18 protein-coding genes are annotated in these 21,677 nt (G+C 67.9%); 13 read left to right on the top strand and 5 right to left on the bottom strand.

The features are described 5' to 3' along the window. Window positions 1–203: 203 nt before the first annotated feature. From QRD43_RS07395 to QRD43_RS07375, 4 genes are all read right to left on the bottom strand, one after another. Complete coding sequence (locus tag QRD43_RS07395) at window positions 204–1,214, bottom strand: serine protease (protein ID WP_285981845.1); 1,011 nt, start codon at window positions 1,212–1,214, stop codon at window positions 204–206. A gap of 93 nt (window positions 1,215–1,307) precedes the next feature. Further along, the gene (gene cspE / locus QRD43_RS07390) at window positions 1,308–1,520 is read right to left on the bottom strand and encodes a transcription antiterminator/RNA stability regulator CspE (RefSeq protein WP_285981844.1); all 213 of its coding nucleotides are present in this window, start codon (window positions 1,518–1,520) and stop codon (window positions 1,308–1,310) included. 453 nt (window positions 1,521–1,973) lie between these two features. Continuing rightward, window positions 1,974–2,324: an RNA-binding regulator gene (rbp, locus tag QRD43_RS07385; protein ID WP_285981843.1), complete on the bottom strand. Its 351-nt coding sequence runs from the start codon at window positions 2,322–2,324 to the stop codon at window positions 1,974–1,976. A gap of 933 nt (window positions 2,325–3,257) precedes the next feature. After that, window positions 3,258–3,926: a winged helix-turn-helix domain-containing protein gene (locus QRD43_RS07375; protein ID WP_285981841.1), complete on the bottom strand. Its 669-nt coding sequence runs from the start codon at window positions 3,924–3,926 to the stop codon at window positions 3,258–3,260. A 225-nt stretch (window positions 3,927–4,151) separates the two neighbouring features. On the opposite strand from QRD43_RS07375, the gene QRD43_RS07370 reads away from it, so the two are divergent. From QRD43_RS07370 to QRD43_RS07310, 13 genes are read left to right on the top strand one after another with little or no spacing between them, the layout of a single operon-like run. After that, the gene (locus tag QRD43_RS07370) at window positions 4,152–5,045 is read left to right on the top strand and encodes a hypothetical protein (protein ID WP_285981840.1); all 894 of its coding nucleotides are present in this window, start codon (window positions 4,152–4,154) and stop codon (window positions 5,043–5,045) included. 57 nt (window positions 5,046–5,102) lie between these two features. Beyond that, window positions 5,103–6,911, top strand: a complete 1,809-nt coding sequence (locus QRD43_RS07365) for a cytochrome c3 family protein (RefSeq protein WP_285981839.1) — start codon at window positions 5,103–5,105, stop codon at window positions 6,909–6,911. Then, entirely contained in the window at window positions 6,908–10,687 is a 3,780-nt protein-coding gene (locus tag QRD43_RS07360; RefSeq protein ID WP_285981838.1) for a cytochrome c3 family protein, read from the top strand. Before QRD43_RS07365 ends, QRD43_RS07360 begins: the two co-directional genes overlap by 4 nt. 11 nt (window positions 10,688–10,698) lie before the next feature. Continuing rightward, window positions 10,699–13,170 carry a tetratricopeptide repeat protein gene (locus QRD43_RS07355; RefSeq protein WP_285981837.1) on the top strand — a complete coding sequence of 824 codons (2,472 nt, stop codon included), beginning with the start codon at window positions 10,699–10,701 and terminating at the stop codon, window positions 13,168–13,170. Next, window positions 13,160–13,786 (top strand): heme ABC exporter ATP-binding protein CcmA, encoded by a 627-nt coding sequence (ccmA, locus tag QRD43_RS07350; protein WP_285981836.1) that lies wholly within the window; start codon window positions 13,160–13,162, stop codon window positions 13,784–13,786. Before QRD43_RS07355 ends, ccmA begins: the two co-directional genes overlap by 11 nt. Further along, window positions 13,783–14,508 (top strand): heme exporter protein CcmB, encoded by a 726-nt coding sequence (gene ccmB, locus QRD43_RS07345; RefSeq protein ID WP_285981835.1) that lies wholly within the window; start codon window positions 13,783–13,785, stop codon window positions 14,506–14,508. The genes ccmA and ccmB overlap by 4 nt, the downstream gene beginning before the upstream one ends. Before the next feature lie 20 nt (window positions 14,509–14,528). Then, on the top strand, window positions 14,529–15,317 hold the full coding sequence (gene ccmC / locus QRD43_RS07340) for a heme ABC transporter permease CcmC (protein WP_285981834.1): 789 nt from the start codon (window positions 14,529–14,531) through the stop codon (window positions 15,315–15,317). 2 nt (window positions 15,318–15,319) lie between these two features. Continuing rightward, window positions 15,320–15,499 carry a heme exporter protein CcmD gene (ccmD, locus tag QRD43_RS07335; RefSeq protein ID WP_285981833.1) on the top strand — a complete coding sequence of 60 codons (180 nt, stop codon included), beginning with the start codon at window positions 15,320–15,322 and terminating at the stop codon, window positions 15,497–15,499. Next, window positions 15,496–15,942 carry a cytochrome c maturation protein CcmE gene (gene ccmE, locus QRD43_RS07330; protein ID WP_285981832.1) on the top strand — a complete coding sequence of 149 codons (447 nt, stop codon included), beginning with the start codon at window positions 15,496–15,498 and terminating at the stop codon, window positions 15,940–15,942. Before ccmD ends, ccmE begins: the two co-directional genes overlap by 4 nt. Then, window positions 15,939–17,909, top strand: coding sequence for a heme lyase CcmF/NrfE family subunit (locus QRD43_RS07325; RefSeq protein ID WP_285981831.1), 1,971 nt, complete (start codon window positions 15,939–15,941; stop codon window positions 17,907–17,909). The genes ccmE and QRD43_RS07325 overlap by 4 nt, the downstream gene beginning before the upstream one ends. After that, window positions 17,906–18,475 (top strand): DsbE family thiol:disulfide interchange protein, encoded by a 570-nt coding sequence (locus QRD43_RS07320; RefSeq protein ID WP_285981830.1) that lies wholly within the window; start codon window positions 17,906–17,908, stop codon window positions 18,473–18,475. The genes QRD43_RS07325 and QRD43_RS07320 overlap by 4 nt, the downstream gene beginning before the upstream one ends. Then, a complete protein-coding gene (locus QRD43_RS07315) occupies window positions 18,472–18,990 on the top strand; it encodes a cytochrome c-type biogenesis protein (RefSeq protein ID WP_434063838.1) in 519 nt (172 codons plus the stop codon). Before QRD43_RS07320 ends, QRD43_RS07315 begins: the two co-directional genes overlap by 4 nt. A 4-nt stretch (window positions 18,991–18,994) precedes the next feature. Continuing rightward, window positions 18,995–20,197 carry a tetratricopeptide repeat protein gene (locus QRD43_RS07310; RefSeq protein ID WP_285981829.1) on the top strand — a complete coding sequence of 401 codons (1,203 nt, stop codon included), beginning with the start codon at window positions 18,995–18,997 and terminating at the stop codon, window positions 20,195–20,197. Between the two features lie 21 nt (window positions 20,198–20,218). Here the strand turns inward: QRD43_RS07310 and QRD43_RS07305 are convergent, their stop codons facing one another. Next, on the bottom strand, window positions 20,219–21,514 hold the full coding sequence (locus tag QRD43_RS07305) for an NAD(P)-binding domain-containing protein (protein ID WP_285981828.1): 1,296 nt from the start codon (window positions 21,512–21,514) through the stop codon (window positions 20,219–20,221). Window positions 21,515–21,677: the final 163 nt, after the last annotated feature.

The following is a 21,677-nucleotide window of genomic DNA, read 5'->3' as shown; positions in this document are numbered from 1 at the left end:
ACTCCATCCATAGACACTCTCAACAGGGGGTTGTGTGATGTCAGGAGCGTAGGTGGGGGGGCGTCAAGGCGGTGTAGAAGGTCGGTCGGACGGTATCAAGACGGCGTAAAGACGCAGCGTGACGGCGCGGGCGACGGCGGTCATCCCCCTCGGTGGCGGCGTGCGTGAACCCGCCACCAGGCGAGTCGTTCACTCCTCTGGCGTCACGGCCACTGGAGCTCGCGCAAAGACTGTGCGGACCACGCGCGAAACAGCCCGGCTTCAGCCCCCGAGGCCCCCGCCGGCGCCCCCTCCAACGGCTCGCAAGCATGAATGGCGAGCAGCTGCCAAGCGAGGGGCGCCGACGCCGAACGACTGATCGCCCGCCGCCGCAGGATGGCGGCGCCGCCACAGCCGGCACTGGAGACCAGGTCCGTCAAGAAGCAGGCACGCCCCTGAAAGGACCAGGCGTAGGGCGAGGCAATGGCACCCGATCTTGCAATCGGCACGGCGTGAGGCGCGTGCGACAGGCTCTCCGGAAACCCCACCATCGAGATCACATCGCCGATGGCAATGTCCTCGCCAAAATCTGCCATGTGCGTCTCATCGAATGCGAGGATGACGGCAGCTGCTGGCAAATCCCTGCTCGCAATCGGCAACGCTGCCACAGGCGTCGGCCCGGCCTGATCATGAACCGCATGCCACAGCGGCCGCCCCTCCGACAGGAGCGGTAGTGAACAGCGCGCCCGCAGATGGGCATCGTGCGCATTCATGGCCACCTCGATATCGACGCGATCTGCCACGGGCGCCCCGCGACTCCCCGCAAACGCCGATTGCGTGCTGACGAGGAACAGCGCGTCGCCCTTCCGATAAAAGAAGGCACTGTTTCTGCAGAGGCGCTGTGGGCCCCGGAATGCCTCCAGCGGCGTCACGGCAAGCCACATGGGATCGATGGAGGCAACATCGGGCGTCGCGGGCGTCATCCGCAGACCTCGCTGCAGAACCGCATGGTGCCGGGCGACCTCGCGCTCGAATGCGGCCAGGACGATGTCTGACATCTCCGAATGCAGCATGAGCGTCCGTGCGGTTTCCGCGTGGGCATCGAATGAAGCGGACAGCCTCAGCAGCCCGGCTGCCGAGAGGGAGTCCATGACGGCAGGCAGCAAGGCATCCAATGCCACCATGCCGCCCTTCAGTTCGCAGATCCGCTCGGTGGCTTCTTGAAGGTTTTTCAAAGCACGCTCCAGACAGGCAAAAAAAAACGCGGCCGAGCCGCGCTTTCGTCGATGCAGCCAGAGGGCCTGGCCGCATCCTGGGGTGAGCGATGGTCAGCTCACGCAGCGAATGCGTGAGGCCTGCGGACCCTTCTGGCCCTGCGTCACCTCGAACTCCACGCGCTGGTTCTCGTTGAGCGTCTTGAAGCCGCCCCCCTGAATTTCCTTGAAGTGAGCAAAGAGGTCCTTGCCACCATCATCCGGCGTGATGAAGCCAAAACCCTTGCCTTCATTGAACCACTTCACAGTTCCAGTTTGAGTCGTCATTTTGATTTCCTTTTAAATTGCAAAGCACGAAATTGCACTCAGCGAAGAGACGCCAAGAAAATCTTCATGGGGATTCAACTGGGGCCCTGGCAAAAAGCCGGACCAAGTGGAAAGTCCTAAGAGCGGACGGTCTTGTGCATATCAGCGAAGCCATAGTAGCCCTAAAAGCGCGGGCTGTGCAAGTTCATTTTTTCAGCCCCATGAACCACCTGCAAAGGGGGATTCAGCTGCAGTTTCAAGCCCCCAATGGGGCACCCTCACGATAACTTGCGATTTCGTGAGGGCAGGCCATCTGCCGCATGGAAGGGCAGTGTCCCTGTCATTTTGGGCATGGCTCGCCAGTGCCTTGCCGAGGCGAATGCCCACGGCCACCAGGCGGCCCGCACCGGCACTCAGCGCCGAGTCACGGCCATGCGCAATGGAGAATTGAAACCTGGGGCTTCTGGCTTAAGGTCAGTACCGACCGCCGCCGAAGCCGCCGTTTCCATAGCCCACGTCTTGGCGTTTGCTGGCGCGGAATTCAGACGGGCCGGCCGACTTGCCTGCGCCGCGATCCTCACGCGGGCGAGCCAGGTTCACCACGATGGAACGCCCCCCCACGGAAAGGCCGTTCAGACCTGCGATGGCCGCTTGCGCACACTGGGCCGTTGCCATTTGAACAAAGCCGAAGCCTTTGGATTGACCGGTTTCCGGGTCCATCAACACTTTGGCAGAGGCAACCTCACCATACTCGCCGAAGTTGCTCTTGAGCGTCTCGTCCGTGACGGAGTAAGGGAGATTTCCGACGTAAATTTTGCTGGTCATTTGAATACCTTTTGGATGGTTGAGTCACATCATCTCGATGTGTGCGAGCAGAGTTTGAATCTGCTGACCGACCTGACAAATCGCAATGATTTGTGATCGCGCATCAGAATGCCGCAGCGGTGGGCATTGGCGTTTGAAACCACCCTTGGGTGACCGCGATGATTTTGGCGGCTTCTCGGGAAGAGAAAGTCTTGTCGAGGGCGAGCGTTCTGGGTGAGCCGTCGCCACCTTGAATCCGCCGTACCGCAACAGCGGCTCTGAAGCGGCCGCAGTCGGTTGATGGTGTCGAGGGCAAGACGACGTACTGGCCCATGGGAATGGCTGTTGAAATGGGGATCAATCCGTTGGAGAGACGCAGGCCTTGTTGACGGCCTGAGTGAGCTGCTTGGCTCAGTTGACCGAAGCTCTGCGGCCAAAGGGGCGACTGGCGTCGCACGAACCGGACTGGAGGAATCGCTCGCCGCTGAGGGGCGCGGCGCTGTCCGGTATCCGGCAAATGTACACCGGATCGGTCAAAACTGGAAATTTCCTGGATTCACGAAACCTCTGCCCATTGGAAGCGACGGCCGGCGTGCAAGCGGCGGCAACTGGCCGCGGCAACAGACCAAAGCCTGAGGCAAGTGCACATCCGCTGAGCGCGAAGAGACTCGGCTGCCGGCGCTGCCGTGCCCCCGACAGGCGAGCACCCCAGCGCCGCGCCCGGGACGAACGTAGCGGACAGGCCTCACCGCACTGGAGGAAACACCGACGCATTCCCGGTCGCAGATCCGGTCTCCCTCTGCCAGGGGACGTCCCAGGGCCGTCACGAGCAGCCGTCTCGAACGCGGCGCATCAGGCCGGATGAAGCACGACGACGGCCGGGGCCTGGCCACGGCTTCTGGACGTCATCTCGCCCGCGAGGTCGTCCGCGGGCAGACCGGGGCCAGCGCAGGATCAGTGGCGAAGCCCGGCCAGTTCAAGGTCGTTCAACTGGTAGCCCTCCCCTCGCACCGTGGTGATCAGGGCGGGATGGGTCTTGCTGCGCAAGGCGTGGACGAAGACCTCGATCGTGTTGCTGCCGAGCTCCTGTCCCCAGCGGTACATCGCCGCCTCGATCCGGTCGCGCGCCACCACGGCGCCCCTGTGGCGCACGAGCACGTGCAACAACTCGTACTCCCGCCACGTCAGGCTCAGCACCTGGTCCTGCCACACGACGCGGCGGTCCATGGCGTCCAGGACCAAGGGCCCGACGCGCACGCATTGAGCGAGATTGCCCGCCTGTCCCAGTCGCAGGCGACAGAGCTGCTCCTGCAAGCGCTCGGCGCGCATCGGTCGGAGCTGATAGGCACCAAAGGCGTGCGTGCCACCACCGACCAGGCGCTGCAGGGCGCCTGCGTCACAGACCAGCAGGGCCGTGGGCGGCCCCAGGCTCCGGGGCAAGGCCCGAGCGGCATGGTCCTCCACCACATGCAGCATGGCGTCGCCCCCGAGCAGCGCGGGCGGCTCGATGCCGCCGGTTCGGACATGCCACCGCAGCTGGTCGCAGACCTGGCGGCAGACCTGCACGATGGCGGGATCCCGTGCGTGCACGAGCACTTGAGTGAGGGGTACTGCTGCATTCACGAGCCGCAGCCTCCGCGGCTGGGCTTAAGACCGGATGAAGTTGTTGCCAACCATTGCCGCACCCTTCATCTGAACTTCAGGAAGTCCCCTCAGGCTGCTCGATCTGCCGCAAGGCTGGTGCGGCGCGCACGAAACGCCGGGCCGGCACCGGGCAGCAGTCCAGGCCCGTTACAAATGTTCACGCGCTTAATGCGCCGTAGCGGGGCCTTGCACACACTGCGCCGCATGAACACGCCCGAGGTCCTTTCCCGTCAGCCCCCCAGATTCAGGGACAGCATCGCCACGCCGGTGGGCCGAGATCGCTGGCTCTACCTGGCGCTGGCGCTGCTCGTCGGCGGTGCGTGGGCGACCGTGCGCCACTGGCAGCTGACGGCAGCGTCCACCCTGGGCTACTGGCTCGGCGTCTCGGGCGGCGTGGCCATGCTGCTGCTGTTCGCCTATCCCTTGCGAAAGCGCTGGCGGCGGCTGCAGCGCTGGGGGGCTGCGCGCGACTGGTTCGCCGTCCACATGGTGCTGGGCATCGCCGGGCCCGTGCTGATCCTGCTGCACTGCGCCTTCACCATTGGTTCCCTGAACGCCGGCGTGGCGCTTTACAGCATGTTGATCGTGGCCGGCAGCGGCGTGGTGGGTCGATTCCTGTACCTGCGCACCCACCGCGGACTCAGCGGCGGTCTTCAGGGTCTGCAATCGGTGCGAGACGAACTGGGGTTGAACCGGGACGAGGCACACCGTGCCCTTGCCTTCGCCCCGGTGGCTGAAGCCATGATCAGCCGCTTCGAGGCTCGCGTCAGCCCCGCGGCATTGGAGCGTGCCGGCTGGCTCCAGGCCTTCGTCGTCCTCCCCTGGGTGCGATGGCGTACGGAGACACAGTGCCTGCACGCCCTGCACACGGCCCTGCGGCTTCGGTCGCGCGAACGCGACTGGGGCCCCGGCCGCCGTCACCAGGAATGGCTGACGCTGCGCGGCACCGTGCAGGCGCTGTTCCGCACGGGCCTGCGCGTCGCCCAGTACGAGCGCGCCGTGCGTCTTTTCGCGCTCTGGCACGTGCTGCATGTGCCCTTCGTTTACGTGATGGTGCTGTGCGCGATCGTGCACATCGTCGCCGTCCACGTGTACTGACGGTATGGCGCATGAAGCACAGCACACGCTTCCATCCAGCCCAGCGCGGGGGTTGGCATGAGCATCGATCCCCGGCTGGATCGAGCGATGCGCCGGGTACTGGGGCTGGTACTGGGGCTGGTACTGGGCCCGTTGCTGACTTCGTCGGCGGGTGCCCAAAGCATGGAGTCGGTGCTGTCTCCCGGCGTACTCAGCCAAGCCCATGCCAAATGGGACGACAGCTGCCGCAGCTGCCACACGCCCTTCGATCGCAAGGCGCAGGAGAAGCTCTGCGTCGACTGCCACAAGGACGTCGGCCGGGACCTGGGCGATCACGCCGGGCTGCATGGCCGGCAGAAGCCCCAGCCGTGCCGCAGCTGCCACACCGAGCACAAGGGGCGTGAGATGAACATCGCGCCGCTGGACCAGGCCAAGTTTGACCATGCACGAACCGACTATGTCCTGCGCGGGGGGCATCGATCCGTCGACTGCGTCAAGTGCCATGCCGTTGGCCGCAAGTACAGCGCCGCCCCTCAGGACTGCCAGTCCTGCCACCGCAAGGACGATGTGCACAAGGGTGGCCTGGGCGTGAAGTGCCAGAACTGCCACGAGGAGAAGAGCTGGAAGGAGACGCGCTTCGACCACAGCGTGACCCGCTTTCCACTCAAGGGCGCCCACGGGCCGGCGCGGTGCGAGTCCTGCCACAAGACCCGCGAGTACAAGGACACACCGAGTGCCTGTGTGGCCTGTCATCGCAAGGACGACAAGCACAAGGCCCAGTTCGGCGACAAGTGCGAGACCTGCCACACGGAACAGCGCTGGCGCGACATCACCTTCAAGCACGATGCCGACACCCGCTACCCGCTGCGGGAGAAGCACCGCGAGCTGCGCTGCGGCAGCTGCCACACCGGTCATCTGTACAAGGACAAGCCGGGCACGGGCTGCGTGGATTGCCACCGCAAGGATGACAAGCACAAGGCCACGCTGGGCACCGACTGCGCGCAATGCCACGCCGAGAAAGGCTGGCGCAGCGTGCAGCGCTTCGACCACGACCGCACGGCTTTCCCGCTGCTCGGCAAGCATGGGCAGGCCGGCTGCAAGGACTGCCACCAGAGCCTCGTCTACCGCGAGGTCACCTCGACCTGCGTGGGCTGCCATCGCAAGGACGACAGGCATGAGGCCACGCTGGGCGAGCGCTGTGCCGACTGCCACACCGAGAGCAACTGGCAGGCTCCGCGCTTTGATCACAACCGGGCCCGTTTCTCCCTGCGCGGTGCGCATGCGGCCGCCAGCCTCGCCTGCAAGAGCTGCCATGCCGACGTTCGCAGCTACCGCAAGACCCCCAGCGACTGCGTGGCTTGCCACCGCAAGGACGACAAGCACGAGACCCAGTTGGGTGAGCGCTGCGACAGTTGTCATGACGAGACGCGCTGGAAGCCGGCACGCTTTGATCACAACAAGGCCCGCTTCAGCCTGGCGGGCGCCCATGGCTCCGTCGAATGCAAGGCATGCCACCAGAGCCTGCGCTTCCGTGACGCCTCGCGCGACTGCCTGAGCTGCCATCGCAAGGACGACCGCCACAAGGCCAGCCTGGGCGCGGCTTGCGAGAGTTGCCACAACGTGCGCGCCTGGCGCCTCTGGCGCTTTGACCACGATCGGCAGACGGACTACCCCCTGGGCGCCGCACACGCCAAGCTACCTTGCTCGACCTGCCACAAGGACCCGGCGCCCCCAGGACGCAAGGTGGCGGCATTGGCCCGCGCCTGCGTGAGCTGCCATCTCAAGGACGACGTCCACGAACGGGGCTTCGGACCGCGGTGCGAGCAGTGCCATCAGCCCAGCCGTTGGTCCGTCGTGAGTCCAGGAACTGCCGGAGCGCGCCCATGAGTCAGTCTCACCCTGTCGTCGGGCTGATGCGGCGAATGCGCCTGCTGATGCTGATCCTGCTTGCAGGGCTGGCCTTCTGGGCGCTCAGCGCCAGTGGCGCCCCCCGCGAGTTTGACCACCTGCGGACAGGCTTCGCACTGACGGGCACCCACCAGAACCAGCGCTGCGAAAGCTGCCACATCGGCGGCGTGTTCAAGGGCACGCCCAAAGAGTGCGACGCCTGCCATACGAGCGGCGCGCGCTTTGCCAAGACCAACACGGTCAAGCCGGCGACCCACATCCCGACATCGCAATCGTGCGACACCTGCCACAACACGCGCAGCTTCAGCGGCGCCAAGATGGATCACAAGGGCGTCACGGGCGGCGCTTGTGCCAGCTGCCACAACGGCGCACTGGCCGCAGGCAAGCCGGCAGACCACCTGAGCACGACAGCCTCCTGCGACAGCTGCCACCGGACCAGTGCTTGGAAGCCCGCGTCCGGCTTCAATCACGCGGGTGTGGCGGCCGGCAGCTGCGCCTCGTGCCACAACGGCCAGAAGGCCACAGGCAAGCCGGCCACCCATGTGCCCTACACCGCCGTGGCCGCCACGGCCAATTTGGCGTGTGACAGCTGCCACAAGGCCGGCTTCACGTCGTGGACGCCGGCCAAGGTGCACGCCAATGCCAGCATCACGTCCCAGTGCTCGGCCTGCCACCTCAGCATGCGGCCCTCCAACGCACTGCATAGCGGGCAGACGGTCTGCGAAAGCTGCCACAAGAGCACCAGCAGCTGGAACTCAGGCAAGGTCGACCACGCGGGCTTCAACGCCTCGACGGACTGCGCCAGCTGTCACAACGGCAGCGCCGCGACCGGCAAGCCTTCGGCCCACATCCCCGCCGGGGCGACCAACTGCATCAGCTGCCACAGCACCAGCAGCTGGAAGCCGACGAAGTGGAATCACACCCAAGTCACCGTCACCAATCAGTGCAGCAGCTGCCACAGTGGGGCCTTCCCTCCTGCGGACGGCAAGCCTGCGACCCACACGCCCTACCAGCTGGTCGGCAGCCTCGCCTCGCTCAACTGCGACAGCTGTCACAAGGCCGGCTTTGTCGCCTGGGCGCCGGCCAAGTTGCATGCCAACGTGAGCGTGACGAGCCAGTGCGCAACGTGCCACCTTGCCGTGCGCCCAAGCACAGCAATCCACAGCGGGCAGACCGTTTGCGAGAGTTGCCACACGAGTACCAGCAGCTGGAGCGCCGGCAAGGTTGACCACAGCACCTTCAACGCGGCCACCCATTGCGCCAGCTGCCACAACGGCAGCGCCGCCACCGGCAAGCCCTCGGCCCACATCCCCGTCGGGGCTACCAACTGCTTCAGCTGCCACAGCACCGCCGGCTGGAAGCCCAGCAAGTGGAGCCACACGCAGCTCACGGTTGCCAACCAGTGCAGCAGCTGCCACAGCGGGGCCTTCCCGCCCGCGGACGGCAAGCCGGCGACGCACACGCCCTACCAGCTCGTCGGCACGCTGGCTGCGCTCAATTGCGACAGCTGCCACAAGGCCGGCTTTGCAGCGTGGGCGCCCGCGAAGCTTCATGCCAGCGTCAGCGTGAGCAGCCAATGTGCGACCTGCCATTTGCCCATTCGCCCCAGTACCACCCTCCACAGCGGGCAGACCACCTGCGAGAACTGCCACAAGAGCACGAGCAGTTGGAGCGCCGGCAAGGTTGACCACAGCACCTTCAACGCGGCCACCAACTGCGCCAGCTGCCACAACGGCAGCGCCGCCACCGGCAAGCCTTCGGCCCACATCCCCGTCGGGGCCACCAACTGCATCAGCTGCCACAGCACCACCGGCTGGAAGCCGAGCAAGTGGAACCACACCCAGGTCACGGTGACCAACCAGTGCAGCAGCTGCCACAGCGGCGCCTTCCCGCCCGCGGACGGCAAGCCGGCGACCCACACGCCCTACCAGCTCGTTGGCACGCTGGCTGCGCTCAATTGCGACAGCTGCCACAAGGCCGGCTTTGCCAGCTGGACGCCAGCCCGCCTGCATGCCAGCGCGACCGTGACCAGCCAGTGCTCGACCTGTCACCTCTCGATCCGCCCGGCCACCCCCGTGCACACCGGCCAAACCGTCTGCGAGAACTGCCACAAGAGCACCAGCAGTTGGACGGGCGCGAAGGTGGACCACAGCGGCTTCACGGTCGCCACCAACTGCAGCAGCTGCCACAACGGCAGCGCTGCCACCGGCAAGCCCGCGGCCCACATCCCCGTCGGGGCCACCAACTGCATCAGCTGCCACACCACCAGCAGCTGGAAGCCGACCAAGTGGAACCACACCCAGGTCACGGTGACCAACCAGTGCAGCAGCTGTCACAGCGGGGCCTTCCCGCCCGCGGACGGCAAGCCGGCGACCCACACGCCCTACCAGCTCGTCGGCACGCTGGCTGCGCTCAATTGCGACAGCTGCCACAAGGCCGGCTTTGCCAGCTGGACACCGGCCCGCCTGCATGCCAGCGCGACCGTGACCAGCCAGTGCTCGACCTGCCACCTCTCGATCCGCCCCGTCACCCCCGTGCACACCGGCCAAACCGTCTGCGAGAACTGCCACAAGAGCACCAGCAGTTGGACGGGCGCGAAGGTGGACCACAGCGGCTTCACGGTCGCCACCAACTGCAGCAGCTGCCACAACGGCAGCGCCGCCACCGGCAAGCCTTCGGCCCACATCCCCGTCGGGGCCACCAACTGCATCAGCTGCCACACCACCAGCAGCTGGAAGCCGACCAAGTGGAACCACACCCAGGTCACGGTGACCAACCAGTGCAGCAGCTGTCACAGCGGGGCCTTCCCGCCCGCGGACGGCAAGCCGGCGACCCACACGCCCTACCAGCTGGTCGGCACGCTGGCTGCGCTCAATTGCGACAACTGCCACAAGGCCGGCTTTGCCAGCTGGACACCGGCCCGCCTGCATGCCAGCGCGACCGTGACCAGCCAGTGCTCGACCTGCCACCTCTCGATCCGCCCCGTCACCCCCGTGCACAGCGGCCAGACCGTCTGCGAGAACTGCCACCGGAGCACCATCACCTGGACCGGAGCCAAGGTCGACCACAGCGGCTTCACGGTCGCCACCAACTGCAGCAGCTGCCACAACGGCAGCGCTGCCACCGGCAAGCCCGCGGCCCACATCCCCGTCGGCGCCACCAACTGCATCGCCTGCCACAACACGAGCGGCTGGCGGCCGACGAAGTGGAACCACACCCAGGTGACCGTGGTGAACCAGTGCAGCAGCTGCCACAGCGGCGCCTTCCCGCCGGCTGACAGCAAGCCGGCCGGCCACATCCCCTACCAGCTGCTCGCCGGCGTCGCCATCAGCAACTGCGACAGCTGCCACAAGGGCGGCTATGCCAGCTGGGCCAATGGCCGCTTCCATGCCAATGTCAGCGTCAGCGGCCAGTGCAAGACCTGCCACTCGGGTGCCTACACCTCGCAAGGCGCCACGGCCAAGCCGAGCAACCACATTCCCGAGTCGCAGCTGCTCAACGGCAGCGCCATGGAGTGCAGTGCCTGCCATACCAGCACCACCAGCTGGGCCCAGAAGATGAACCACAACGGCAGCCAGGGCAGCGGCGCGGGCTGGTGCAAGGCCTGCCATGCCAGCGGCACCAACTACCTGGGCAGCCTGGAGCGCAAGTCCCTGACGCACCGAACCAAGACGCCCGTGCCCACCGACTGCTCCGAATCCGGCTGCCACCGCCCTCTGGGCAACAAGGGCGCCACCTACACCAAATGGGATTGAAGGCTGACGACGTGACCCAGACTGCCCCCAGCTCTTTTCTCGCCCCACTCACGGCGGCCTGCCTCAGCCTCGTTTCGGGTGCGCTGCATGCCCAGGTTCTGGATGAGGCCGAGCTGCGCCCCAGCGGCAACGATGCTGTACTTGTTCTGCGCTTCGTCACGCCTGTGCAGTTCATCCGAAACGTGGCCGGTCGCAGCGGTGACCTGGGTCAGGTCTACTACGACATCCTCCCCACCCGGGACACGTTGAACCTCATCGTCGCGGAGCGCCGCCTGCTCGATCGCCAAGGGGCGCCGCTGGTCATCGTGACCGACGAGGCCGCAGGCACGCTGGAGCGCAGCCGTAAGCTGGTGCTGCGATTCAATCAGGGTGTCGCTTACCTCGTCCGGCCTGGCGCCAATGCGCGCAGTCTCGAGCTGGTGCTGAAGGACCAGGGCTCACGGCTGCTCGTTCCCGGCATGGCCACCGCCCCCGAACGCACAATCGCACCGACCGGCCCGTCGCTGGTGCTGCAGACCCTGGCGCCAAATGAAGAAGCGCGCCCCATTCCTGCAGCGCTGCAGAACTACAACGTGCAGATTCGGCCGATGCCGGGGCGCACGGAACGCGAAGTCGTGGTGACGGGGCTGCGGGACGTGGCGGAAGGTGAAGCCCTGCGGCAGGCCGTGCTTGCCCGCTTCCCGGGCGCGCGCGTCGACCCGGGGCAGGTCTTGCATGGCGCCGGCAACGTGAGCATGCCGCCGGCCACACCCGCCGCGTCCGCCGCACGATCGACCCGTGAGCCCACCGCGCTGCCCGCCGCTGCCGCCGGCGAGTCTCTGCCGGCCTCCGTCGCCACGCTGAGTCAGGCCCGGCAGCTGATGGAACAGGGGGAGCACACGCAGGCCATCGCGAAGCTGGAAGACCTCCTCGCCCTGCCGCCGCACGCCCAGACGGCCGAAGCCCAGGAACTGATTGCCCAGGCGCGGTGGCGTCAGGGCGACCCCGAGCGCGCACGTGCCGAGTTCGAGCTCTACCTCAAGCTCTACCCCCAAGGCCCCGGCGCCCTGCGCGCCCGTGAGGCCCTGCTGACGCTTGCGCCGCCGCCCATGGAGGCCGTCCAGGCCTCGGCCACCTCGGACAAGGGCGTCACGACCACGCTCAGTGGCTCACTCTCGACCTTCTACTACGGCGGTCAGTCCAAGATCCGCACGCAGGACTTCCAGGATTCGCCCCTCAGCGGCCTGCCCGAGCTGGTCAACGACGCGACGCTGTCAGGCACGGACCAGCGACAGATCATCAGCAGCGTTGACATCATCTGGCGCCGCCGGGATGCGGACAGCGACTTGCGCATCGTGCTGCGCGACACCTACACCTCGGATCAACTGCGCAGCGACCGCAGCAAGAACAAGCTTTCCGCGCTGTATGCCGACTACAAGCTGCTGTCGCAAGGCCTGCAGTTCAAGGTCGGCCGTCAGTCACCAAGCGGTGGTGGCGTCATGGGTCGATTCGACGGCTTGCAGGTCGGCTATCGCCTGGCCCCCAAGTGGCGTGTCAATGCCGTCGCAGGCCGGCCAACGGACCCACTGCTGGATGCCAAGCGCTCCTTCTGGGGCGGCTCCATCGAGGCGGACGATCTGGGCAAGGGAGTGGGCGGCAGTGTCTACGCGATCGAGCAACGCGTTGACGGGCAGCTGGACCGCCGCGGCCTGGGCACTGAACTGCGAGTGCTCGCCGGCCCGGTCACCGCGATGAGCACGCTGGACTACGACCCCACCTATCGAAGACTCAACATCGCCTCGGTGCAGGCCACCTGGCAGGGGGCGGACAACACGGTCGTGAATGCGCTGTACGACCGCCGCGCCACCCCCATGCTGATGCTGGGCAACAGCCTGTTCTTCCAGAATCCGGTGCTCCAGGTCCAGGCCCGGACGCTGTACGAGCTGATGCAGACGCAGTCCCTGGACCTGCTGCGTCAGCAGGTACGGGATACGACGGCCTTCAGCACGCAGGGCATGCTCAGCGTGACGCACCCCTTGAATGCCAACTGGCAGCTGGGTGCCGACATCCGCCTGACCAACGTCGGCGCCCTGCCGCCGGTGGCGGACATCCTGCCCAACGGCCAGCCCGGCACGGGCAACGTCTGGAGCCTCGGCAGCCAGCTGATCGGCACCAATCTCTACTCGGCCCGCGACACCCACGTGCTGCTGCTGACGCTGCTCAAGGGGCCGACCTACAGCGGCCAGCTGCTGTCCTACAACAACTCGTCGGCCATCGGCGAGAGCTGGCTGCTGGAGCCGTCCATTCGCTTCTATGCACAGCAGGATGATGGCGGCAATCGCACGCAGCGCTGGGCGCCCGGGCTGCGGGCCAGCAAGCGCGCCACGGGCAAGCTCGTGGTCGAGGGGGAGCTCAGCATGGAGTTCAGCAAGTCGGACGGCCCGAGCCGCCACGAGTCCTCGAACCGCAGCTTCTACTACCTGGGTCTGCGCTATGACCTCTGAGCCAGGCCTCCTGGCGCGCGCCCGCGAACTGCGCTGCGAGCGTGGCGGGCGCGCCGTCTGTGCACCGCAGAGCTTCAGCGTGCGTGCAGGCCAGGCGCTGTGGCTGCGCGGACGCAATGGGAGCGGCAAGACCAGCCTCCTGCGCGTGCTGGCCGGACTGGCGGCACCCGCCGGCGGCGACCTCTGGCGCGCCCCCCACACCGGCATCCTCTACGCAGGCCACCAGAACGCGGTAAAGGACGACCTGAGCCTGTTCGAGAACCTGCAGTTCCTGGCGCAGCTCGGTCAGCTGCACGCTGCCGACGCCGACGTGCAGGCGGCGCTGCGTCACTGGGGTCTGTGGGCTTCGCGGCATCGGCCTGCCCGGATGCTGTCCCAGGGCTTGCGTCGACGGCTGAGCCTGGCGCGGCTGAGCCTGGCAGACCAGCGGGCCCTGTGGGTGCTGGACGAGCCGTTTGATGCCTTGGACGACGACGGCGTGGCCGTGCTGGTCGCTCAGCTGTATGCGCATCATGTGCGCGGCGGAGCGACGGTGCTGAGCAGTCATCTGAGCTGGCCTTCGGGGGCAGCCGAACCCGATCAGCACTGGCTGCATCCCCCGGGGGCACAGGCGTGAAGCGCACAACCACGCTCCTGCCGGCAGCGGCGGCACCCCACCGCCCCGTACCGCGGTTATCCCCGCTGCACCTGATCCTGCGGCGCGATGCCCGCCTGCTGTGGCGTCGGCCCGCCGATGCCGCGCTGGCCCTGGGCTTCTTCGCACTGGCCGCTGCGCTGCAGCCCCTCGGTCTGAGCCCGGACCCGACCCTGCTGAAGCAGATTGCTCCAGGTGTCCTGTGGGTGGCCGCCCTCCTGTCCGCCCTGTTGCCGCTGCCCACGCTGTTCGCCGGGGATCAGGCCGACGGCACGCTGGAGCAGGTCCTGCTCTCGCGGCTGCCCCTGTGGCACTACGCCCTGGCACGGGTGTGCTTCCACTGGCTTGCCAGCGGCGCACCGCTGGTGCTCATCGCCCCGGTGCTCGGAGCCCTCTATGGCCTGCCGGCCGACGAACTGCTGATGCTGTCAGCCGGGCTGCTGCTGGGGACGCCCGTCCTCAGCCTCGTCGGCGGGCTGGCCGCGGCCCTCACGCTCGGCCTGCGCTCGGCGGGCACGCTGATCCTGCTGATCGTCCTGCCGCTGATGGTGCCCGTCCTGGTCTTCGGCACAACGGCCGTGCAGGCCCTGCAGGCGGGGCAGTCGGCCTCCCCCCATCTCTCGCTGCTGGGCGCGGACCTCATCGTCAGCGCGATGGGCCTGCCCTGGCTGATCGGTCGCGCCCTGCTGATCGCCCAGGATTGAACGCCGCAGGAGTTGTTCCCATGTCCCACGTCCATTCCCTGGCCCGCAACACCGCCCCGCCCCCGGCGCCGCGACGCCGCCTCTTCACCCTGGCCGCACCGGCCCGGTTCTACCGCTTCACCCGCGCCTGCTCGCCCTGGCTGTGGGCCAGCGCCCTGGTCCTGGCCCTGCTCGGCCTGTGGATGGGATTCGTCGTCGCGCCCACCGATGCGGTGCAGAGCGAGGCCTACCGCATTCTGTTCATCCATGTGCCGACCGCCTGGCTCTCCATGGTGATGTATGTCGCGATGGCCTTCTGGGCCGTCATCGGATGGGCCTGGCGCGTGCGCATGGCCTCCATGCTGGCGCGGGCCATCGCCCCGACTGGCGCCTTGATGACCGCCCTGGCGCTGTGGACCGGCGCCTGCTGGGGCAAGCCGACCTGGGGCACCTGGTGGGTCTGGGACGCGCGGCTGACGAGCGAGCTGATCCTGCTCTTCCTCTACCTCGGCTACCTCGCCCTGACCGAGGCGATCGAAGATCCCCGCCGCTCGGACCAGGCCGGCGCGCTGCTCGCGCTGGTCGGCGCGATCAACGTGCCCATCATCTACTTCTCGGTCCGCTGGTGGAACACGCTCCACCAGGGCGCCAGCATCCGGGCCGATGCCGCCCCCTCCATGGCCAGCACCATGCTGGCCGCCCTGCTGCTGATGACGCTGGCGGCCTGGGCCTATGCCTTCGCCATCGTCTTCGCCAGGGCCCGGGCCCTCGCGCTGGAGCGCGAAAACGACCATGAGTGGGTGGCCCAGCTGCGCCGCCAGGAGTATTGAGAATGGACATGCATGCACTGATGCAATGGCTGTCGCTGAAGGGCTACGGGCTCTACGTCTGGCCTGCCTACGGCCTGAGCCTGCTGGCGATCGCCGTCGAAATGGCGCGGGTCCGCCGCCGGCTGAGCCGTGCGCTGAGCCCGCTGGGCGACACCGAGCCCACGCAGCAGGAGCTCGCATGAAGGCACGGGATCGACGACTGCTCATCGCCGGCGGCGTGCTCACGGGTCTGGCGGTGGCCGTGGCCCTGGTGATGAACGCCTTTCGCAGCAATCTGGTCTTTTTCTACACGCCGACGCAGGTCCAGACGGGCGAGGCCCCACAAGGCCGCGTGTTCCGAGTCGGGGGCCTCGTGGAGGTCGGCAGCGTGCAGCGCGACGGCGTGAAGGTCCGCTTCAAGGTGAGCGACACCCGCCATGGCCTGCCCGTGGAGTACGACGGCCTGCTGCCCGATCTCTTCAAGGAGGGCAAGGGCGTCGTCGCGCAAGGCCGCATCCAGGCGGGCGTGTTCCGCGCCCAGGAGGTGCTGGCCAAGCACGACGAGAACTACATGCCACCTGAAGCCGCCGAAGCGCTCGCCAGGGCACAGCGCGGCGGCACGCTCAAGACGGGAGGCCGCGAGTGACGGCAGAACTGGGACATCTCGCGTTGTGGCTGGCGCTCGCTGCCAGTCTCGTGCAGGGCAGCCTGCCCCTGCTGGGCCTCGCCCGCGACCGCGACGACTGGCAGGCGCTGGTGAGGCCCCTGGCCCACGGCATCGCGACGCTGGTCGGCCTGGCCTTTCTGGCGCTGACCGCCTGCTTTGTGAGGGATGACTTCTCCGTGCTGTACGTGGCCGAGCATGCCAACACCGCGCTGCCGCTGGCCTACAAGATCGCCGGCGTGTGGGGCGGGCACGAGGGATCGCTGCTGCTGTGGCTGCTGATGCTGCAGGTCTGGACGGTTGCGGTCGCCCGTTTCAGTGCCCACCTGCCGCCAGCCTTGGTGCTGCGCCTGCTGGTCGTGCTCTCCTGGGTGGGGACGGGCTTCCTGCTGTTCATGCTGCTCACCTCGAATCCCTTCGAGCGACTCTGGCCCGTGCCACCAGATGGCAATGACTTGAACCCGCTGCTGCAGGACCCCGGCATGGTGATTCACCCGCCCATGCTCTACATGGGCTACGTGGGCTTCTCCGTCGCCTTCGCCTTCGCGATCGCCGCCTTGCTGAGTGGCGAGCTCGATGCGCGCTGGGCACGCTGGACCCGGCCCTGGACGACCGTCGCCTGGGCCTTCCTGACGCTCGGCATTGCCCTGGGCAGCGGGTGGGCGTACTACGAGCTCGGCTGGGGCGGCTGGTGGTTCTGGGACCCGGTCGAGAACGCCTCCTTCATGCCCTGGCTCGTGGGCACGGCGCTGATCCACTCCCTGGCCGTCACCGAGAAGCGCGGCGCCTTCAAGTCCTGGACGGTGCTGCTGGCCATCCTCGGCTTCTCGCTCTCCCTGCTGGGCACCTTCCTCGTTCGCTCCGGGGTGCTGAGTTCCGTGCACGCCTTCGCCTCCGATCCGCGCCGCGGGCTCTTCATTCTCATGTTCCTCGGCGTGACCGTCGGTGGCGCCCTGGCGCTGTATGCATGGCGCGCACCCAAGGTCGGCCTGGGTGGTCGCTTCGCGCTGCTGTCTCGCGAGACACTGCTGCTGCTCAACAACGTCATGCTGCTCGTCGCGACCGCCGCCGTGATGCTGGGCACGCTGTATCCCCTGGTGCTGGACGCCCTCGGCCTGGGCAAGATCTCGGTCGGCGTCCCCTACTTCGAGACCGTCTTCGTGCCGCTGATGGCGCCGCTGCTGTTCCTCGTCAGCGTCGGCCCGGTCGCGCAATGGAAGAAGACAGAGCTGCCGCAGCTGACCCATCGCCTGCGCTGGGCCCTCGCCGTTGCGGTGGTGGCCGGCCTCCTGGCCAGCTGGCGGTCGGGAGAGATGCACTGGCAAGCCGCCCTGGGACTGGCCCTGGCCTTCTGGATCCTGCTGGGCACCCTGGTGGAGCTCCGGCCCGCAGGGGGCGCGTGGCGCAGCCTACGCCAGCGCAGCCGTGCGCAATGGGGCATGAGCCTGGCCCATGCAGGGCTCGCCGTGTTCATCATCGGCGTCGTCATGGTGAAGACCTACGAAGAGGAGCGCGACGTCCGCGCCCGCAGTGGCGACCTCATCACCCTGCGCCAGCACCAGTTCCGCTTCGTCGGCGTCCGGGACGTCCAGGGGCCCAACTACGTCGCCGCGCAGGCCGAGGTGGCGGTCCTTCGCGAGGGTCAGGTCTTGACCGTTCTGCACCCGGAAAAGCGTGTCTACCGCGTCCAGCGCAATCCCATGACGGAAGCGGCGATCGCACCCGGCCTGCTGGGTGACCTGTACGTGGCGCTCGGCGAGGAGCTGGACGACGGCAGCTGGACGCTGCGCGTCTACTTCAAGCCGTTTGTCGACTGGATCTGGGGAGGCTGTGCGCTCATGGCGCTGGGCGGCCTGCTCGCTGCCAGTGACGCCCGCTACCGCCGCAAGGCGCCTCAGGCCGCCGCCTCGACGTCGCCATCGCTCACCCTCCAGGGAGCGCAGGCATGAGCGCCCGCGCCCGAATCCCCCAGGCCGGTGCCGTGAGCTGGCGCGTCGTGCTCCCGCTCGCGCTCTTTGCCATCCTGCTGGTCTTCCTCGCCCGAGGTCTGTCAAGGGATCCGCGAGAAGTGCCCAGCCCGCTCGTCGGCAAGCCGGCGCCGACGCTGGACCTGCCGCGCCTGGACGACCCCGGCCAACGGGTGCAGGCCACCGCCCTGCGCGGGCGCGTCTGGCTGCTCAACGTCTGGGCCAGCTGGTGCACGGCCTGCCGGGAAGAGCACCCCACGTTGATGAACTATGCCCGTCGTGGACGTGTCCCGATCTACGGACTTGACTACAAGGACAGCCCCGCGGAGGGCCAGGCCTGGCTGCGCCAGTTTGGCAACCCCTATGTGGCGTCCGCCTTTGATGCCCAGGGCCGAGCCGGCATCGACTGGGGTGTCTACGGCGTCCCGGAGACCTTCGTGATCGACGCGCAGGGTCTGGTGCGATACAAGCATGTCGGGCCCCTGACCGAGGCCGTCATCGCCGAGCGCATCGAGCCGCTGCTCAAGAACCTGGAGCAGGCCCGATGAAGCTGATCTCTCGGAGAACCGGGCCCGTGGCGCACCTCGCCGCCCTCGTCCTGCTGGTCATGGCGGTCGTCATCGACGCCGGCGCCCTCGAGGCCCGCGATGCGGCGGACGACCCCGCCCTCGAGGCACGCATGATGCACGTCGCCTCGGCGCTGCGCTGCCTGGTATGCCAGAACCAGACCATCGCCGACTCCCACGCCGGTCTGGCGGTTGACCTGCGCCGCGAGATCCGCGAGCAGCTCGCTGCCGGCCGCAGCGAGGCCGAAGTGCTGACGTTCATGACCGATCGCTACGGCGACTTTGTGCTCTATCGCCCGCCCGTGGATGCCCGCACCTGGCTGCTGTGGTTCGGCCCGACGGCCTTGCTCGGCACCGCGGCCGGCGGCCTGTGGTGGCACCTGCGGGGGCGCTCACGCCGGCCGGACACGGATTTCGAGGCCGACCCGGACGAGCTCCCGAGAGCCCCGGCGATCGACAACCCCGCGACGCCCCCGCGACGCGCCAGCAAGGAGTGACCCCATGAGCCACGTGCAGCCATTGCGTGCACAGATCGAGCAGCTCGACCAGCTGCACCGGGACGGCGTCCTGTCTGATGAGCTGCACCGCAGCTCGCGCCTGCAGCTGGAGCAGGCCCTGGTGGCCGCCGTCCTGCAGTCCGGCACGCCCGCGCCCGAACGCTTCGAGACCCCCTCTCCCACGCCTGCACGTCGCACGTCCCCCATCGGCCGCATGACAGCGGTGAGCGTGGCAGCGTTCGTCCTCCTCGTCGGAGGTGCCGGCTATGCCTGGAAGGGATCGCCGGGCGCTGGGTCTGCGGCCACATCCGCGGCATCAGCCAGCCCCGAGACCGCCTCAGGTGCCCCCGCCGCGGGTCCACAGACCGCTCCGCACGCACTGGGCAATGAGCAAATGCTGGACATGATCCAGACCCTGGCCAAGCGGCTCGAATCCCGGCCCCAGGACCCAGAGGGCTGGGCCATGCTGGCCCGCTCCTACGCCACGCTCGGACGGCAGGCGGACGCCCTGCCCGCCTACGCCAAGGCCGTCGCGTTGAGTCCTGGCGATGCAGCGCTGATGGCCGACTACGCGGATGCTTTGGCGCTGCAGCAGGGTCGTACCCTCGCCGGGGTGCCCATGGATTGGGTGCGCAAGGCGCTGGCGGCCGACCCGCAGCAGCCCAAGGCGCTGCTCCTGGCCGGCACCGAGGCCTACGACCGCAAGGCATACGCGGAGGCTGCCAGCCTCTTCGAGCGCGCGCTGCGCAGCGCAGCGCCCGGCAGCAGCCTCGTGGATCAAGCCCGCAACGGCCTCGAGGACGCGCGGCAGGCCGGTGGCCTGCCGGCTGGCGCGACACCGGCGCCTCAGGCCGCCGCTGGCGCGCGCATCCAGGGGCGGTTGACGCTGGCGCCGGCCCTGGCCGCGCAGGTGAAGCCGGACGACACAGTCTTCGTCTTCGCGCGCCCCGCCCAAGGTGCGCGCATGCCCCTGGCGGTGCTCAAGCGCAAGGCCTCCGAGCTGCCCTTCGACTTCGTGCTGGATGACTCGCTGGCCATGAGCCCGCAGGCTCGCCTTTCTGGTGCGTCGCAAGTGGTGGTCAGCGCCCGCATCAGCCGCAGCGGCCTGGCCCAGCCTCAGCCCGGAGACCTGGAGGCCCAGGCCTCGCCCCCCCTGGCGCTGGGCAGCACCGGCGTCACGCTGCAGATCAGCCAGACCGTGCGCTGAGGTCGGCCGGGGCGCCCCGCCTCAGGCCTGCCCGTGCTTGGTCTCGAACTCGATGCCCATCTGCTGCAGCAGCGGGATGGGCAGGACACCGCCCGCGCAGACGATCACGGCATCGTTGCGCCGGCTCGTCAGGCCTGCCGGCCCCTTGAGCTCGACCTCGGCGTCGTAGATGGCCTGGATCTCCGTCTCCAGCAGCAGCTCCAGGCGCCCGGTCTTGTACGTCGCCTCCAGGGCCTGCCGGTTCTTGGGCTTGACCCGGTTGAAGGCCGCGCCGCGGTAGGACAGCTGCACGGTGGTGCCCGGCTCCTGCGCCAGCTGCAAGGCTGCTTCCAGCGCGCTATCTCCGCCGCCGACCACCATCACGTGCTGGCCGCGGTACTGCTCAGCGTCCACCAGCCGGTAGACGACCTTGGGAAGCGCCTCGCCCGGCACGCCCAGCTTGCGGGGGCTGCCGCGCCGGCCGATGGCCAGCAGCACCGAGCGCGCGCGATGCGGGCCGGCACTCGTATGCACGACGAAGCTGTCGCTGACGCGCTCGATCTTTTCCATGCGCTCCCGGAAGTGCAGTTGCAGGCCGGTTCGATGCACCACGCCCTGCCAGAACTCCAGCAGCTTCTCCTTCGAGACCTCGGTCATCTGCACTTTGCCGACCAGGGGCAGGTGCACCGGCGCCGTCATCGCGATCTTGGCCCGCGGGTAGTGGTAGACCGCACCGCCCAGGGAGTCCTCCTGCTCGATCAGCCGATAGCGCAGCCGCTGCTCATGGGCCGCCAGACCGGCCGCGATGCCCGCCGGACCGGCGCCCACGATGAGCACGTCCAGCTCGTCCGGGCCGGACTTTCGCCTGCGAAGGAACTCGATGGCCTGCACCCCCTGGGTGGCCGCCTTGCGGATCAGGCCCATGCCCCCCAGCTCGCCCGCGATGAAGAGCCCGGGGACGTTGCTCTCGAACTGGGGCGACACCTTGGGGATGTCCACGCCCCGGCGCTCGGTGCCGAAGACCAGCGTGATCGCCGTGACCGGACAGGCATCGGCACAGGCGCCATGCCCGATGCAGGCAGCGGCGTTGATCAGGGTGGCCATGCCGTCCACGATGCCCAGCGCCCCTTCCGGGCAGGCGGTGACGCAGCCGCCCGACCCGATGCAACGGCTCGCACTGACCACCGGGTGCAGCGATGCCGGCTCGTTGAGCCCGGCGGCGGCGGCAGCCCGCTGAGCGTTGGCGTTCCCTCGTTCGCGTCGCCGTCGCATGTACAAGTGCACACCGACGGCCGCGAGGGCACCACCGAGATAGAGAGCCAGGTAAGAGCTGCTCATGCCACAGGGGCCGGATCGGCGCAAGCAAGGAGGCGGTGCATGCCCCCACCCTGAGGCCTCTGCCTGAAGCCCAGATGAAGTTGATGCCGACGCACGTCAGCAATTTCCATGTCAGACACCCGATGCAGAGTGGCCGATGATGAAAGCTGGTTCACCATGGGAC

It is taken from the genome of Roseateles subflavus (assembly GCF_030285365.1).
Lineage (GTDB): Bacteria > Pseudomonadota > Gammaproteobacteria > Burkholderiales > Burkholderiaceae_C > Roseateles_B > Roseateles_B subflavus.
This window is presented reverse-complemented; position numbering and strand designations above follow the sequence as displayed.

Bases quoted from the DNA above. Each gene is read 5' to 3' on its own strand.
- ccmA (WP_285981836.1), top strand. From the start codon at position 13,160: ATGACCTCTGAGCCAGGCCTCCTGGCGCGCGCCCGCGAACTGCGCTGC.
- QRD43_RS07370 (WP_285981840.1), top strand. From the start codon at position 4,152: ATGAACACGCCCGAGGTCCTTTCCCGTCAGCCCCCCAGATTCAGGGAC.
- ccmE (WP_285981832.1), top strand. From the start codon at position 15,496: ATGAAGGCACGGGATCGACGACTGCTCATCGCCGGCGGCGTGCTCACG.
- QRD43_RS07305 (WP_285981828.1), bottom strand. From the start codon at position 21,514: ATGAGCAGCTCTTACCTGGCTCTCTATCTCGGTGGTGCCCTCGCGGCC.
- QRD43_RS07360 (WP_285981838.1), top strand. From the start codon at position 6,908: ATGAGTCAGTCTCACCCTGTCGTCGGGCTGATGCGGCGAATGCGCCTG.
- cspE (WP_285981844.1), bottom strand. From the start codon at position 1,520: ATGACGACTCAAACTGGAACTGTGAAGTGGTTCAATGAAGGCAAGGGT.
- QRD43_RS07310 (WP_285981829.1), top strand. From the start codon at position 18,995: ATGAGCCACGTGCAGCCATTGCGTGCACAGATCGAGCAGCTCGACCAG.
- ccmC (WP_285981834.1), top strand. From the start codon at position 14,529: ATGTCCCACGTCCATTCCCTGGCCCGCAACACCGCCCCGCCCCCGGCG.
- QRD43_RS07315 (WP_434063838.1), top strand. From the start codon at position 18,472: ATGAAGCTGATCTCTCGGAGAACCGGGCCCGTGGCGCACCTCGCCGCC.
- ccmD (WP_285981833.1), top strand. From the start codon at position 15,320: ATGGACATGCATGCACTGATGCAATGGCTGTCGCTGAAGGGCTACGGG.
- QRD43_RS07320 (WP_285981830.1), top strand. From the start codon at position 17,906: ATGAGCGCCCGCGCCCGAATCCCCCAGGCCGGTGCCGTGAGCTGGCGC.
- rbp (WP_285981843.1), bottom strand. From the start codon at position 2,324: ATGACCAGCAAAATTTACGTCGGAAATCTCCCTTACTCCGTCACGGAC.
- QRD43_RS07365 (WP_285981839.1), top strand. From the start codon at position 5,103: ATGAGCATCGATCCCCGGCTGGATCGAGCGATGCGCCGGGTACTGGGG.